At 69.0% G+C, this 13,809-nt stretch carries 13 protein-coding genes and 2 pseudogenes; 7 read left to right on the forward strand and 8 right to left on the reverse strand.

The features are described from left to right. Positions 1 to 32: 32 nt before the first annotated feature. Both KUF83_RS35585 and KUF83_RS35590 read right to left on the reverse strand, forming a co-directional pair. A complete protein-coding gene (locus KUF83_RS35585; RefSeq protein ID WP_217459171.1) occupies positions 33 to 851 on the reverse strand; it encodes a zf-HC2 domain-containing protein in 819 nt (272 codons plus the stop codon). Then, a complete protein-coding gene (locus tag KUF83_RS35590) occupies positions 848 to 1,399 on the reverse strand; it encodes an RNA polymerase sigma factor (protein ID WP_308403289.1) in 552 nt (183 codons plus the stop codon). The genes KUF83_RS35585 and KUF83_RS35590 overlap by 4 nt, the downstream gene beginning before the upstream one ends. A gap of 607 nt (positions 1,400 to 2,006) precedes the next feature. Between KUF83_RS35590 and KUF83_RS35595 the strand changes: the two are divergent. Further along, a pseudogene (locus tag KUF83_RS35595) lies at positions 2,007 to 3,107 on the forward strand (polysaccharide lyase family 1 protein); the annotation flags it as partial. A 78-nt stretch (positions 3,108 to 3,185) separates the two neighbouring features. After that, positions 3,186 to 4,721 (forward strand): fused MFS/spermidine synthase, encoded by a 1,536-nt coding sequence (locus KUF83_RS35600; protein ID WP_374106228.1) that lies wholly within the window; start codon positions 3,186 to 3,188, stop codon positions 4,719 to 4,721. Between the two features lie 106 nt (positions 4,722 to 4,827). Here KUF83_RS35600 and KUF83_RS35605 read toward each other — a convergent pair whose 3' ends face one another. After that, positions 4,828 to 5,490 (reverse strand): response regulator transcription factor, encoded by a 663-nt coding sequence (locus KUF83_RS35605; RefSeq protein ID WP_217459174.1) that lies wholly within the window; start codon positions 5,488 to 5,490, stop codon positions 4,828 to 4,830. Next, on the reverse strand, positions 5,487 to 6,614 hold the full coding sequence (locus tag KUF83_RS35610) for a sensor histidine kinase (protein ID WP_217459175.1): 1,128 nt from the start codon (positions 6,612 to 6,614) through the stop codon (positions 5,487 to 5,489). The genes KUF83_RS35605 and KUF83_RS35610 overlap by 4 nt, the downstream gene beginning before the upstream one ends. A gap of 239 nt (positions 6,615 to 6,853) precedes the next feature. Between KUF83_RS35610 and KUF83_RS35615 the strand changes: the two genes are divergently transcribed. Next, positions 6,854 to 7,249: a DUF6223 family protein gene (locus KUF83_RS35615; RefSeq protein ID WP_217459176.1), complete on the forward strand. Its 396-nt coding sequence runs from the start codon at positions 6,854 to 6,856 to the stop codon at positions 7,247 to 7,249. A 139-nt stretch (positions 7,250 to 7,388) separates the two neighbouring features. On the opposite strand, the gene KUF83_RS35620 is transcribed toward KUF83_RS35615, so the two are convergent. Beyond that, positions 7,389 to 7,895, reverse strand: coding sequence for a hypothetical protein (locus tag KUF83_RS35620; RefSeq protein WP_217459177.1), 507 nt, complete (start codon positions 7,893 to 7,895; stop codon positions 7,389 to 7,391). Between the two features lie 417 nt (positions 7,896 to 8,312). On the opposite strand from KUF83_RS35620, the gene KUF83_RS35625 reads away from it, so the two are divergent. Beyond that, positions 8,313 to 8,837, forward strand: coding sequence for a hypothetical protein (locus KUF83_RS35625; protein WP_217459178.1), 525 nt, complete (start codon positions 8,313 to 8,315; stop codon positions 8,835 to 8,837). A gap of 171 nt (positions 8,838 to 9,008) precedes the next feature. On the opposite strand, the pseudogene KUF83_RS35630 reads toward KUF83_RS35625, so the two are convergent. After that, a pseudogene (locus KUF83_RS35630) lies at positions 9,009 to 9,290 on the reverse strand (carboxymuconolactone decarboxylase family protein); the annotation flags it as partial. Between the two features lie 169 nt (positions 9,291 to 9,459). Between KUF83_RS35630 and KUF83_RS35635 the strand changes: the two are divergent. Further along, complete coding sequence (locus KUF83_RS35635; protein WP_217459180.1) at positions 9,460 to 9,831, forward strand: STAS domain-containing protein; 372 nt, start codon at positions 9,460 to 9,462, stop codon at positions 9,829 to 9,831. Positions 9,832 to 9,968: 137 nt separating this feature from the next. Here KUF83_RS35635 and KUF83_RS35640 read toward each other — a convergent pair whose 3' ends face one another. Together KUF83_RS35640 and KUF83_RS35645 are read right to left on the reverse strand one after the other, a co-directional pair. Then, the gene (locus KUF83_RS35640) at positions 9,969 to 10,814 is read right to left on the reverse strand and encodes a DUF4097 family beta strand repeat-containing protein (protein ID WP_217459181.1); all 846 of its coding nucleotides are present in this window, start codon (positions 10,812 to 10,814) and stop codon (positions 9,969 to 9,971) included. An 82-nt stretch (positions 10,815 to 10,896) separates the two neighbouring features. Continuing rightward, positions 10,897 to 11,424 (reverse strand): toxin-antitoxin system HicB family antitoxin, encoded by a 528-nt coding sequence (locus tag KUF83_RS35645; RefSeq protein WP_217459182.1) that lies wholly within the window; start codon positions 11,422 to 11,424, stop codon positions 10,897 to 10,899. Positions 11,425 to 11,629: 205 nt separating this feature from the next. On the opposite strand from KUF83_RS35645, the gene KUF83_RS35650 reads away from it, so the two are divergent. Both KUF83_RS35650 and KUF83_RS35655 read left to right on the forward strand, forming a co-directional pair. Continuing rightward, positions 11,630 to 12,253 (forward strand): SMI1/KNR4 family protein, encoded by a 624-nt coding sequence (locus tag KUF83_RS35650; protein WP_217459183.1) that lies wholly within the window; start codon positions 11,630 to 11,632, stop codon positions 12,251 to 12,253. Between the two features lie 344 nt (positions 12,254 to 12,597). Next, on the forward strand, positions 12,598 to 13,791 hold the full coding sequence (locus KUF83_RS35655) for a hypothetical protein (protein WP_217459184.1): 1,194 nt from the start codon (positions 12,598 to 12,600) through the stop codon (positions 13,789 to 13,791). Positions 13,792 to 13,809 lie beyond the last annotated feature (18 nt).

A 13,809-nucleotide genomic window follows, 5' to 3' on the forward strand; every position in this document is an offset into this window, starting at 1 on the left:
GTGATGGTCCTTCCGAGGGTCGTTTCCAGTGGTCAACGGTGAGCTCCCGGCACGGAGTACGCGCCCCTGCGGGCGACCAGGACACCGATGCCGAGCGCAAGGAGAAGTCCCCACGCGGGCAGAGCACTCATCTGCAGGGCGAAGGTCGTGCGGCCGGTTGCGACGGTCGGCGCCACGACGACGACGGCCCACAGGGCGACCAGCGCGGCGGCGGCACGCGGCACGCCGACGACACCGCCGAGCGCCAGAGTCGTCGAGGTGAACGCCAGGCAGGGCAGCAGCCACTGAGCGGCCGTCACCCCCGTCGCCCCTCCGCCCACCAGCAGCGCGGGGACGGCCACGGCGAGCACGGACGTGGTGCGCCGCAGCACCAGGTACAGACCCGCCCTCGGCGCGGAGACCGTGAGTTCGTACGCCGGATCCAGGCCGCGTGACCAGAACGCCGCGACGCCGAGCACGGGCAGAACCGGGGCGAGCAGCAGCACCAGGGACACCTCCCCGTAGCCCGTGCCGACCAGATCGAAGAGAAGCGCAAGCAGGGTCACGCTCACGACCATCGCCAGCCACGGCGCCATCGTGGGCGTCAGCCAACCGGACAACCGCGCCGCCCAGCGCCGCCGGTGCGGCATCGTGGCGGTGGCCGCCAGCTGCGGTCCGAGGTCGGACCACACGGTGTCGACCAGCGCCGCCACGGCGGGCGCCCGCACCTCGACGGCGGCCGAAAGCCGGTCACGGCACACCCGGCACGCTTCCAGATGGGCCTCCAGGGCCCACACCTCGTCGGCGGCGATGTCCGTGTCACCGCGCGCGTAACCGTCGATGATCCGCATCGACGCGTGCTCCACTCTCATGTCAGCGCCTCCCGCATCGCGATCCGGGCCCGGCGGGCACGGGTCTTGACCGTCCCCTCGGGCAGCCCGAGCAGGACCGCGGTCTCCCGGACCGTCAATCCGTCGAGCACCATGGCCCGCAATACCTCTCTGAGCTCTGGCGCGAGACGCCGCAGCGCGTCCCCGACGTCACCGCCGACGCTCGCCGCGAGCGCTTCCTCCTCGGCGGCGGGCGCCACGGGCTGAGGGGCGGCCGCGAGCGGGGGCTCCGCATGGTGCGCCCGGCGCCGGAAGGCGTCGACGAGGCGGCGAGCCGCGATCGTCCACAGCCAGCCGACGGCCGTCCCTCCGGCCGCCGCCCCGGCGAACGCACCCGCCGCGCGCCACACCGCCAGGTACGTCTCCTGCATGACCTCGGCGACGACCTGCTCGTCCGCGCAGCGGCGGCGCAGCCGCACCGCCAGCCACGGCGACGTACGCCGGTACAACTCCTCGAACGCGCCGCGGTCGCCCCTGGCCACCAGCCGAACGAGGCCCTCCTCGTCCAGCTCATGCGGCGCTGCCCTCACTCGTCTCACTGGTCTCACACCCACAAGACGTCGAGCACGAGCGGCAGGTTTTCCGTCCGGAGTGATCCCCGTCACACCGGCATGCCGGACGCCGGTGAGGACCGAAGCACACACGCCCTCGCGGCGGCAGAGGGCGGGGCCGACCGCCGGGGCAGCGTCGCGCCACGCGAGCATCCGCACGCGAAGGGGAACCCCAGGGACGCGGACAGCTCGCCTCCAAGGAGCAGTCACCGGGCGCAGACCGGCAGATCGATGGCCGTGCGGCCGAGTTCGAGGCGGACACGGCACGCGACGCCGGGCGCCCTGCATCACAGCGCCCGAGGGTCGACGGGCTCCGACTCGACCCTTACACGGGTTCATGTCCATGAATAATGATCAAGTACGCGACTATTGACGCGTCCACGGCAAGAGTTCTAGCTTCCCATAGAAAGCGCTTGCCCGCAGCGCGCCCGGGCGGAACCGGCAACCGATCCACTGCAAGCAGCGCACCCACTTGTGAGCCGGCCGACGACCGGCCCAGTAACAGGTCGGCAGCCCCCACGGCCTGCCGAAAGGACCACCGATGTAGCAGCAGACCCAGCATTCAATGACGAATGGGGAGACAAGAATGAGTCGACCAGTCGCACTCCGGCTCTATGCGGCGCTGGCCACGCTGGCTGTCGCGGCCACGACCGGCGCGGTTCTGCAGGTACCCGAAGCATCAGCAGCCGCCGGGAGCGCCAGCGGTTACGCGACCCAGAACGGCGGGACCACCGGCGGCGCGGGCGGTCAGACGGTACGGGCCACCACGGGAACCGCGATCCACGCGGCCCTGTGCGGCCGGGCCAGCAGCAGCACCCCGATCACCATCGAGGTCCAGGGCACCATCAACCACGGCAACACCAGCAAGGTGTCGGGCGCCAGCTGCAACACCGCCGCCGGCGTGATCGAGCTCAAGGGCATCAGCAACGTCACGATCATCGGAGTCGGCAGCGGCGCCGTCTTCGACCAGTTGGGCATCCACATACGTGAAGCCCGCAACATCATCATCCAGAACGTGACCATCCGGAACGTCAAGAAGTCCGGCTCCCCCACCTCCAACGGCGGTGACGCCATCGGCATGGAGCGCAACGTCCGCAACGTCTGGGTCGATCACACCACCCTGGAGGCGTCGGGCGGTGAGTCGCAGGGATACGACGGTCTCTTCGACATGAAGGACAACACCCAGTACGTGACCCTCTCCTACAGCACCCTGCGCAACTCCGGCCGCGGTGGCCTCGTCGGGTCGAGCGAGAGTGACGTCTCGAACAGCTTCATCACCTACCACCACAACCGGTACGAGAACATCGACTCCCGCGCACCCCTGCTGCGGGGCGGCACAGCCCACATGTACAACAACCACTACGTGAGACTGAACGAGTCCGGCATCAACTCCCGCGCCGGAGCCCGCGCCAAGGTGGACAACAACCACTTCGAGGACTCCAAGGACGTCCTGGGCACGTTCTACACCGACGCGGCCGGCTACTGGCAGGTCAGCGGCAACATCTTCGACAACGTCACCTGGTCCGCGCCCAGTCAGGAGAACCGGCCCGCCGGCCCCAACCCGCAGTCCAACACCACCGTCAGCATCCCCTACGCCTACACCCTCGACACGGCCAGTTGCGTGCCGAGCATCGTGAGCCGGACGGCCGGCGCGAACAAGGGCCTGCTGGTGTCGGACGGCAGGTGCTAGCAGGGCCGTCGACCGGCGGAATCAGGGATTTCGCCCTGCTGCCGGGCCGATGAGCCGCGTGCGAGGATGACGTCCGTGACCAATTCGTCTTCCTCGCCTGCCGCCGAGGACGCGACGCACAGCTCCGGCCTGGGTCCCCGGGTCGCCGCCGTGCTTGTGTTCGGGTCCTCGGCCGCAGTCCTGGTGGTCGAGATCGTCGCTCTGCGGCTGCTGGCTCCCTATCTCGGCCTCACCCTTGAGACCAGCACAACGGTGATCGGCATCGCCCTCACCGCGATCGCTGTCGGCTCATGGCTGGGCGGACGCGTCGCCGACCTTGTCAATCCACGGCGGCTCATCGGCCCTTCGCTCGGAGTGTCGGGAGCGGTCGTGGCCCTGACCCCGGCCGTGCTGCGCGCCGCCGCCGAACTGGCTCCCGTACTGCTCCTGTTGATCGCATCGCTGACGATCCTCGTACCGGGCGCACTGCTCGCTGCGGTGACGCCGATCGTGACCAAGCTGCGTCTCACCAGCCTCGCCGAGACCGGAACGGTAGTCGGCCGGCTGTCCGGCGTCGGCACCGTCGGCGCCATCTTCGGCACCGTCCTCACCGGCTTCGTCCTCGTGTCGCGGTTGCCGGTCAGTGGCATTCTGCTCGGCCTCGGAGCGCTGCTGGTGGTCGGCGCGGCACTGGTCGAGTGGCACACACGCCGGTGGAGCGGCACCCCTGCCCTCGCACTCGTCGTCGTCGCCGGCGGCCTCGCCACCGCGGTCGCGCCCGGCAACTGCGACACCGAGACCAAGTACCACTGCGCACAGGTCGTCGCAGACCCCGACCGGGACAGCGGGCGCACACTCGTCCTGGACGGTCTGCGGCACTCCTACGTCGACGTCGACGACCCGACCTTCCTGGAATTCGAGTACGTGCGCGCCATCGCGTCGGTGGTCGACGCCACCTTTCCCGAGGGTGAACCGCTTGTCGCCCACCACCTCGGCGGAGGCGGTCTCACCCTCCCCCGTTACCTCTCGGCCACGCGGCCCGGGACGCGCAGCCTGGTGTCCGAGATCGACAGCGGGGTCGTGCGCGTCAACCGCGACCGGCTCGGTCTGCGGGCGGAGTCAGGTATCGACGTACGCGCCGAGGACGGCAGGCTCGGACTGCGGCGACTGGATGCCGACAGCCGTGACCTTGTCGTCGGCGACGCATTCGGAGGAGTCAGCGTCCCGTGGCATCTCACTACGTCGGAGGCGATGAACGACGTGCGGCGCGTACTCGACAAGGACGGCCTGTACGTCGCCAACCTCATCGATCACGGTGAGATGGCCTTCGCACGGGCCGAAGTGGCCACCCTCGGGGAGGTCTTCGAGCACGTGGCCCTCGTAGGCCGACCCGCGGATATCGGCCTCGGCCCGACCGCCACCGCCAAGGGCGGCAATCTGGTGGTGCTCGCCTCCGACCGACCGGTCGACCTACGTGCGACGCAGGAAGAACTCAACACCCGGCAACCCGGCTGGAAGACCACCACGGGTGACGACCTCAGCGACTGGATCGACGGTGCCCGATCACTCACCGACGACTACGCTCCCGTCGACCAACTACTGCAGCCCTCCAGCCCACGCAGCACCCAGTGACAGGACACACGGCCACGTCCTGCCGACCGTCCTGAACAAGCGGGCACGGTCCCCCTGTCCCTTCTATTGCACGTCTGTTGAACGTCTGTCCCATTGCCCTTGACCGTCACGAGTCGCGCGGTGCCACCAATCCGGATTCGTAGGCCATCACCACGAGTTGGGCACGGTCGCGGGCGTGGAGTTTGGTCATGGCCCGGTTGATGTGGGTCTTCGCGGTGAGTGGACTGATCGCCATGCGGAGGGCGATCTGATCGTTGGACAAGCCGTGCGCGACCAGGGAGACAGCCTCTCGCTCGCGGCCGGTCAACTCATCGAGTCGGGTGCCGGCGACGGCGGGGACCGGTTGACTGACGTACCGGTTGATCAACTTGCGGGTGATGGACGGGGCAAGCAGCGCGTCGCCGCGGGCGGCGACGCGCACCGCATGCACGAAGTCGTCCGGCACGATGTCCTTGACGAGGAAGCCGGCAGCTCCGGCGCGCAGCGCGTCGAGGACGTACTCGTCCAGGCCGTAGTTGGTGAGGATGACCACGTGCACCTGGGCCAGGGCCGGATCCGCGGCGATGCGCCGTGTGGCCTCGATGCCGTCGACGACCGGCATCTGGATGTCGATCAGCACGATGTCCGGCAAGAACCGTCGGGTGAGCGCCAGGCCTTCCAGGCCGTCAGCGGCCTCCGCCACCACCTCGATGTCGTCCTCGAGGTCGAGGAGCGCACGGAATCCGCTGCGAATCAGCGGCTGGTCGTCGACCAGCAGAACACGGATCATGAGATCCGCTCCACGGGGAGTTCGGCCTGGACGGTGAAGCCGTGCTCGCTGCGCGGCTGCGCCCGCAGCCGACCGCCGAGTGCTGTGACGCGTTCACGCATGCCGAGGAGTCCCAGACCGGGCGTCGCCACCGTGTCCGGCGTGGCCTTGCCGTCGTCATCGACCCGGATGGCCAGTGAGCCGCTCCGGTAGTCGATGCGGACCGACGCTGTCGCGGCACAGGCATGCCGGGCGACATTGGTCAACGACTCCTGCACGATCCGATAGGCGGTCCGGCCCACCGCGGCCGGCACATCGGCGCGTTGTCCCTCGATCATCAGCGTCGTCTCCAGGCCGGCCCGGCTCGTCTGCTCGACCAGCTCTGCGATGTGGTCGAGCCCGCGGGGCGAGGTGGCGTCGTCGTCCCGCAACGCCTCCAGGGTGGCGCGCAGTTCCCGGGTCGCCTCTCGTCCGGCCTCCTGGATCGCCAGCAGAGCCTCGGGTACGTGTTCGCCCCGCCTGCGAGCCACGTGGACAGCGACTTCCGACTGCACCTTGATGATCGAGATCTGATGCGTGAGTGAATCGTGCAGCTCCCGCGCGATGTTCAGCCGCTCCTCGTCCGCGCGGCGCTGCGCGGTCGCCTCCCTGGTGCGCTCAGCTTCGTCCGCCCGCTGCTCGGCCTGCCGCAGTGCCTCCCCCGCGGCGAACGCGGCGATCAGCCAAGCGACTTCGAGGACATGACGGGCCTGCGCCAAGGCCTCACGCGCAGGCCCGTCATGGAAGACCAGGGCGGTGAGGTGAAGCATGACCAGCACGGACACGGACGCCGCCGCTGTGAGGGTGCGGTACCCGGCCCGTACCGCGCCGTACACCGCAATCAGATACGGCACGGAGAGAACCTCGAAGCCGGCCGCCAGATATCCCACCGCACACAGCGCGGTGACGGCCAGGACGGCTGTGGGAGCGCGGCGACGCGCTACCAGCGCCAGACCCCCCACTGCCAGCAGCGTGTAGCCGAGCAGGTCGGAGTCCCTGCCGGGAGAGTCTCCGGACAGCCCTGTCCCGAGCAGCAGCGCGGCCGCGCCGAGAGCGATCGCCCAGTCCCTGACCCTGGCCGGGACGCCGAACCATCCATCGTCCATGCGCGCACCCTAACCGGCTGTGGCTGTCGGCAAGTCCCGCTCCAGGACGAGCAGTCGACTACCGCGCCCGCAGTATCCACGTGGTGCCTACCGCATCCGCGGCAGGTGACTGCGCCAGCGATGGCAGAGCAAAGTGCCTGCGTCTGCGGGACGACGCACGGTGCGCTCGGCAGACATGCTCAAGTCACATCTTGACCTTGGAACTGCACTGTACGAAGAGCACGAGGAAGAGGAGAAGCATGTACGCAGCAGACGTGGTGACGGCGGCTGCCGAGGGCGGAGCCATCGGTGACGGACGGACCGGAGCCAACCTGGCTCTCGGAGTAGGACTGGTCGGCGTGGCCATCGGCTGGCTGGCCCTGGCTCGCACCGCCGACCGCATCAGCAGCGGCAAGGCGCGCACGGGCGCCATGTCCGCCATCGCGGCAGGGCTGGCCGGTACGGTCCTCGGGGTCCTGCACCTGGCCACCTCCAGTGGTGGTCCCGGCACGGGCAATGGGCTCGTCGGAGCCATCGCGGCCGTCCCGTTGGGGCTGAGCGCCGTGGTTCTCGGTCGCCGGGCCCTGACTCGCTGCCACCGCACCGAGCCGAGCGGCGAACCGAACGGCGAACCGACCAAAAGGCTGACCGGTTGAGCGCAGCACATCGGGGCGCGGCCCAGGGCAGTCAGCCGCGGACCGCGAGGCCGCACCTGATCGCAGACGCTTCCGGCTGCCGAGCCAGTGGCCCGTACCCTGCTCGCCGCTTCCATCCGGCCAATCCGCCCTGTCCGCCCTATCCGCCCTGTCCGACAAGCAGTTCAGCCGCCCGGCGGTACGGTTCGGACTGCGCCTCGGCAAGCTCCCACAGTGCGGGGAGACCGTCCGCCCTCACCCGCTCCACCGCCCCCTGCTGGCAGGTCAACTCGAAGTCGGCGAGCCGCGTGAAGGACTCGTCACGAGCATCTGACGGCCAGGCGGCTGCGGCCTCAAGTGCACAGTCCAGCCCTTGCGCGGGAACAAGCTCTCGCCGGCCGGGCCGGGTCACCCCGATCGTCACGAACACCAACCTCGTCCAGCCCTCGAAGAAGGCCAGGCCCGGCAGCTCGGCCGGGTATCTGGCGTCCAGCGACCAGTTCTCACCGAACGCCTCGCCCAACATGCTGTCGTCAAGTTCTCGCCCCTCAAGGGAGGCCACGATGCAGCCCACGCCCGCCGCAACCAGTTCGTAGCGGCCGGACAGACCCGCCGCCCGGGAGGCCGACGCCTTCCCCCACGCACAGCTCCCGCTTCCGGCCTGCAAGTTCGTGAGCTGACTGCCGTACACCTTGCCCGGCCTCGCCTCGCTTCCGCTCTCCCGCCAGCCGCGTGTACGGAGCCATGGGGAGCCAAGAGCGTCAGATGCCGCGCCACGGCAGGCCCTCGCCCCGGCTCCCTCTCACTGCCTCGGAGCAGAACCCTCTCCCGCTGGGAGGCAATCACCTCCACGCCGTTCCGGAGAATCGGCCACGGCACCATTCGGTGGCACTCCCGGACGAACCCGTGACCTGCGCATTTACGTCCTCGACTCCACATTGGCGCCACCGACGAAGACGTAGATGCCAAATAGACTCCTCATGGCGCCACTTGTGTGCCATGATGGCGCCAACAGGAGCGCACCTCTCGGCTCGGCGAGGTGAGGGCGCGCGTTTGTCGGGGTGAATAGTCAAAGGGGCGGATCATGAAGACAGTGCAGAGCCGGCGACAGACGGCACCCGGCGCCTTCGCTGCCTTCGCCCGTTTCGTGTTGTGCGGTGGCGGGGTGGGGCTGGCGTCCAGCTTCGCCGTGGTGGCCCTCGCGTCCTGGATTCCCTGGGCGCTGGCCAATGCCGCGGTCACGGTCGCTTCCACCCTCCTGGCGACCGAGCTGCACGCCCGCTTCACTTTCGGCGCCGGCGGGCGGGCGACCCGACGCCAGCATGTGCAATCGGCCGGGTCCGCAGCCGCTGCCTACGCGATGACCTGCCTGGCCATGGTCGTCCTGCAGCAACTCACCACGACACCCGGCGCGATAGTCGAACAGGCCGTCTACCTGTCCGCCTCCGCACTCGCCGGCGTCGCACGCTTCGCGGTTCTGCGCCTCGTCGTCTTCGCACAGAACCGTCCCCAGGCCGCCCCCGCCATGCCCGCCACCCGGCCCGTCCACGCCAGCGTTACGTGCGTCCCGGCACCGCGTCACGCCGCGGCGCTTTGCCACGCCGCCTGACCACCGGGAGAGTCGGACTCCTCCGCCGGAATTCTCAGCACGCCACCAAGGCAGGCACGGCCGCCACCGTCCCCGCTACCGGAGGGGCAGAGGAAGATCAGCGCGTCGCCGTGAGTGACCGCGGTGGGCATCCGCTTCACCTGCTGGTCAGTTCGACGCACTGGCGAACATCTCGTCGGACATGTCGTGGTCGCCGAGTCGGGTGCCTTCCGCGGTGAGCCGCAGCGCGGCCCGCTCGGCCTCGGTGAACACGGTGCTGTGCCGCCAGGCGGCGAGGCGGCTGAGCCGGACCGCGGTATCACCGGCGGCTGTGGCCCCCTTGGCGTGGGCGTCTACGCAGACGCCGAAGCCGTTGATCTGGCCGACCCGCAACTGCACGAGTTCCCGCAGGGGCTTCGGAAGCGTGGATTCCGACTGAGCGGTGACAACGACACCGTTTCTGGCGATGCGCATCGAATACGGTCTCGTGTGCCGAAAGCGATCTGAGCGCTGCGGTCGCATGTAGCTGACGCGCGAGGGGTGTTGTCCGGCGTTGCCGTCCGGGTGCATCCAGACATGGGGTTACGGCAGAATCGTTCGCGTACGCCCCGACCGGGCGAGCCTGAGCGCAGTTGAGGAGACGGTGACCGACAACAACCAGAAGACCGACCGGTCAGACCGGCTCGTAGTCGATTGCGTCGTGGTAAACGGCGTCCGTGTCGTGACTGTGCAGGGCGAGATCGACCAAGACGTGAAGGACGCCCTCGGAAGGGCGTTGATGTCCGAGGAAGGCGCGGTGCCACCTCTTCGGGTCGTTGCGAACCTCAGCGGTGTGACGTTCATGGACTCCAGCGGGATCAACATCTTGGTCGCCGCACATCGGCGTGTGCGGGACGTCCAGGGGTGGCTGCGCATCGCCGGAGCCCGAGAACCCGTCATGCGTGTGCTGCAGATTGTCGGCCTCGACACGGTCGTGACCTGCCACCCCACGACCGAGCAGGCATTGAACGCCTGACCGCCACGGCTCGGCCCGCCCGGCGGACGCCGGCTACCGGGAAGCAAGCCGGGTACGCCACGCGCTCTGTCCGCGGGCTGAAGCGGACAGGGGGGAGTTCAAGTCATCTGGGCAAAGGCCAGTTGACGGGCAGGCCCTCAGACCTGGACACGTCGGATGTCGATGTTGCCGTGCCGGGTACGGGCGCGGACCTCCACGGTCTCCTCGCTGCTGTCCGGGCTCTTCGACATGGTGAGGGTGTTGCGTACCTGGCCTGAGTTCGAGATGACGTCGAGATACGCGGCCGTGCCCTCACGGATGCCGACATCGATGGCGCCGTGGGCGGTTTCCAACCGGACGATGCCGCGGACCGCCTCGTCCACCCGCAGGGCCCCGTGAGCGGTGGTGGCGGTCACCGAGCCCTCGGCGTGTCCGATGCTGATGTCACCGGCGGCGCCGCTCACCCGCAGTTCTCCGGCCGCGGTCCCGACCGTCGTCGTACCGTGCGAGTTCTTCAGTACGGCGGGACCCTCTACAAGGCCCACGCGCAGACTTCCGGTACTGGTGGTGATCTCTGCCGCGCCCTCGATACGGTCCACGGTCACCGAACCGTGCGACGCAGTCACCTGCAGCCGAGCGGTCGTCTCCAGGCGCACGTCACCCGACGAGGTCTTCACCCGGACCTCACCGAGCCGGCCCTCACCGAGCACCTGGACCGCACCGCCACTCATGTCGATCCTCGAGCCCGTAGGCAGTTCGACCGTCACCTCCACAGCGCCGACACGGCCCACGCGAAAGCGCTGCCCGGGCGTCCTGACGGCCAGCGCACCGCCCGCACAGGTGACTTCGCACTGCTCGGCCGCCCGGACATCCGGCTCCTTCTTCGGATCGCGGGGCCGCACCTCGACCACCGTCTCAGGGCGGTCACCCGCGATGAACCGGATGGCACCGGCCTCCACATGCACGGTGGCTGAAATCGCTTCGGGAGTATCGAAAGAAGGCATGACCGCCCCGTCCTCACAATTCCTAGGGTTCTGCCCGCCCGCGGGAAACGATGCGGGTGACGCTGCACCGGCGCGGTCGCAGCTAGCGCACCCAGCCCGTGACACTCTGCCCGGCACCGTGGACCTGGTCCGCCGCACGGGACCGGCCGCCCCCGTCGACTGCCGCCGACACCGCTCTCACCAGCCACGCGTTGACCGACAAGCCCTCGCCGGCCGCGGCCTCCTCGGCACGGGACTTGAGATGGGCCGGCAGACGCAGATTGACACGGGCAGTGCCGCCCTCCTCGCCCTCACCCGCCGCAGGAGCAGTAGTCGGCGCCCTGAGCGATTCGGCGTACCCGCCCCGCTCGTCGCCACCATCACCGCGAGACGGCAGCGTCACCACGAAGTCGGGCTCAACCCCTCGCAGCCGTACATCAACCGATCCGGGTGCCAGTTCCCGGGTGACCTCGCCCATCGCGTCGGACAGCACATTCAGCAACGTCAGCCGGGCTGCCGACTCCAAAGGAGCCGTCAGCCGCTCCGCCAGCTCGCGAGCGTCATCTCCACCGGCCTCGGCGGCCACCGCAAGTTCCCGGCGGAGGGCTTCCACATACGGCGCAAGATCCATGACGTCAGGATGGCATCATTGTGGCGCCATGCGCAAGCCTGAATGGCACACGATGCGTAGCATCCAGATCAGCGCGTCACCAGGACGCCTCCGCCCTGTCCATTGGACCGTTCTCGTCTTCAGCCACGGCAACGGCCTGATGATCAGGAAGGAGCGGCAACGACAGTCTGGTCCCTGACCGGTCTCGCGGGCCACGATGGGTGCCATGACGATTGACGGCTCGTGGTCGATGATCGAGAGCTGGTTGTCCGAGCACGCGCCGGGCACGTACGCCTCGTTGCCCCCTGCTGCGGACTCCGACACGGTACGCGCGGCGGAACGCGGGTGCGGGCTCGTGTTTCCCGAGGAGGTGGTGGCATCCCTGCACCGCCATGACGGCTCCGGAGAGTTCCTACTACCCGGCAACTACCGCTTGTCCGGCGCGGCCGAGATCGCCAAGAGCTACGCGGGGTGGATGGGGTCGCAGCAGCGGGATGTACCCGAGGAATCGCGCTATTGGCGTCCGTCCTGGTTGCCCCTGGCCGAGGACGGCGCCGGAGATTCCCTCTTCATCGAGATGGCGCGGGGCGACCGGCTCGGGTGCGTCGGCACGCACGCCCACGGGGATGGCGGACAGTACGTCGACCTCCCCCACCACGCCTCACTGCAAGCTCTGCTCACCTGGGCCGCGCAGGCCCTGTCCGACGGCTCTGCCACGGATGTACTGGACTACGTGCTCATCACGGACGAACAAGGGTCCTTCTCCTGGCAGGACGCGGACGCAGAAGAGGACGGCGCGCCGGTGAGCTGGGACATGGCAGCCCTGGAGCACCGATACCGCGAACTCTGAGCTCTCGCCCCACGCATACACCTCCGCGACCATGACCTCGTGCCGAACGGTGCCTGCCGCTTCTGCTCGGCGCAGCTGGCCGGGGCATGGGTAGGCGGGAGCGTCCCAGTGCCGTCCCCGGTGGCGCACCCTGCGGGGCGGGGTTTAGCTGGAGTGAGGAACCCAGGTCGGTCGGGGGTTACAGCGGGGATACGGACGTGAGCGATTCGGAAGCCACTGGCGGTTCCGCTCCTCTGTCGGAGGCCGAGCGAGCCGAACTGGTACGCCTGCGGAGCCAAGTGGCGGAGCAGAAGTCGCCTTCCCCAGGTGGGAAGAGGCACCGGTCTCGGTCGATGCTCGCCGTGGTGCTGATTTCCTTGGCAGCACTGCTGGCTCCGCTGAGCGTGATCGCGGTGTGGAGCAGCGACATCGTGGGCGACACGGACCGGTACGTCTCGACCGTGGCGCCCCTGGCCTCGGACCCGGACATCCAGGCGAGCGTGACCACCAGGGTCACGAATGCCGTCATGGACCACGTCGATGTGCCCCTGCTGCTGGAACAGGTGACTCCTGAGGACCGGCCTCGCCTGGAAGCGGCCATGGGGCGGCTCGAAGAGCCGCTGATGAGCGGCTTGCGAGGGCTGGTGGAGTCGGTGACCGCCAGATTCGTGAGCAGCGACGGCTTCGCGACGCTGTGGAGTGAACTGAACCGTGGTGCCCATCAGGCGGTCAACAAGGCGCTCACCGGCAGCGGAGGCGGCGCCGTCCAGCTCGAAGGGGACAACGTCACGGTCGACCTCGCCCCGGTCGTCGAACGCGTCAAAGCGCTTCTGGTGGACAACGGGTTGAGCGTCGCGGACAAGATCCCTGAGCTGCACACGGACCTCACTGTGGCGACCTCCGAGGAGATCGGGAAGGTCCAGACCGGCTTCAGGCTCCTGCAGTTGATGGGAGGCTGGCTTCCACTGGTCACCGTGTTGATGGCCGCCGCGGGTGTCCTGCTGGCGTTCCGTCGGCGCAGGGCGCTGATCACCGCGGCCCTCGCCGTGGTTGTCACGGTCGGTCTGCTCGGGGTCGGTCTGTCCGTGTTCCGCGTGTTCTACCTGGACGCGCTGCCGGCCTCCGTGAACTCCGCTGCTGCGGGCTCCATCTACGACACCCTGGTCCGCTTCCTGCGCGGGACCGTTCGCGCCGTGGTCACCCTGGGCGTGCTCACAGCGGTCGCGGCCTGGCTCACGGGTCAGAGCCGGTGGGCACTGAGTGTCCGCGCGGGGTGGCGGTCCGCTCTGGGCGCCGCCCGGGCCGCCACGGGTCTGTCACCCGGCCCGGTCGGGGTTCTCGTTCATCGGCTGCGGACCTGGCTGAACTGGGGCGTTGTCGCCCTGGCCGTGCTGACGATCGTGCTGTGGGATCGCCCCACCGCGATGGTGACCTTGTGCCTGGCACTGACCGTGCTCACGCTCCTCGCCGTCCTTGAGTTCCTCGACCCGGCTGCTCAGCACACGGGCCATCGCCACACGAGGACAGTGGACTCCCCGTCCGGCCGAGGCCCGGCCTGACGGGCGTCATCGCCTGCC

This window comes from Streptomyces sp. BV286 (genome assembly GCF_019090165.1).
Classification (GTDB): domain Bacteria; phylum Actinomycetota; class Actinomycetes; order Streptomycetales; family Streptomycetaceae; genus Streptomyces.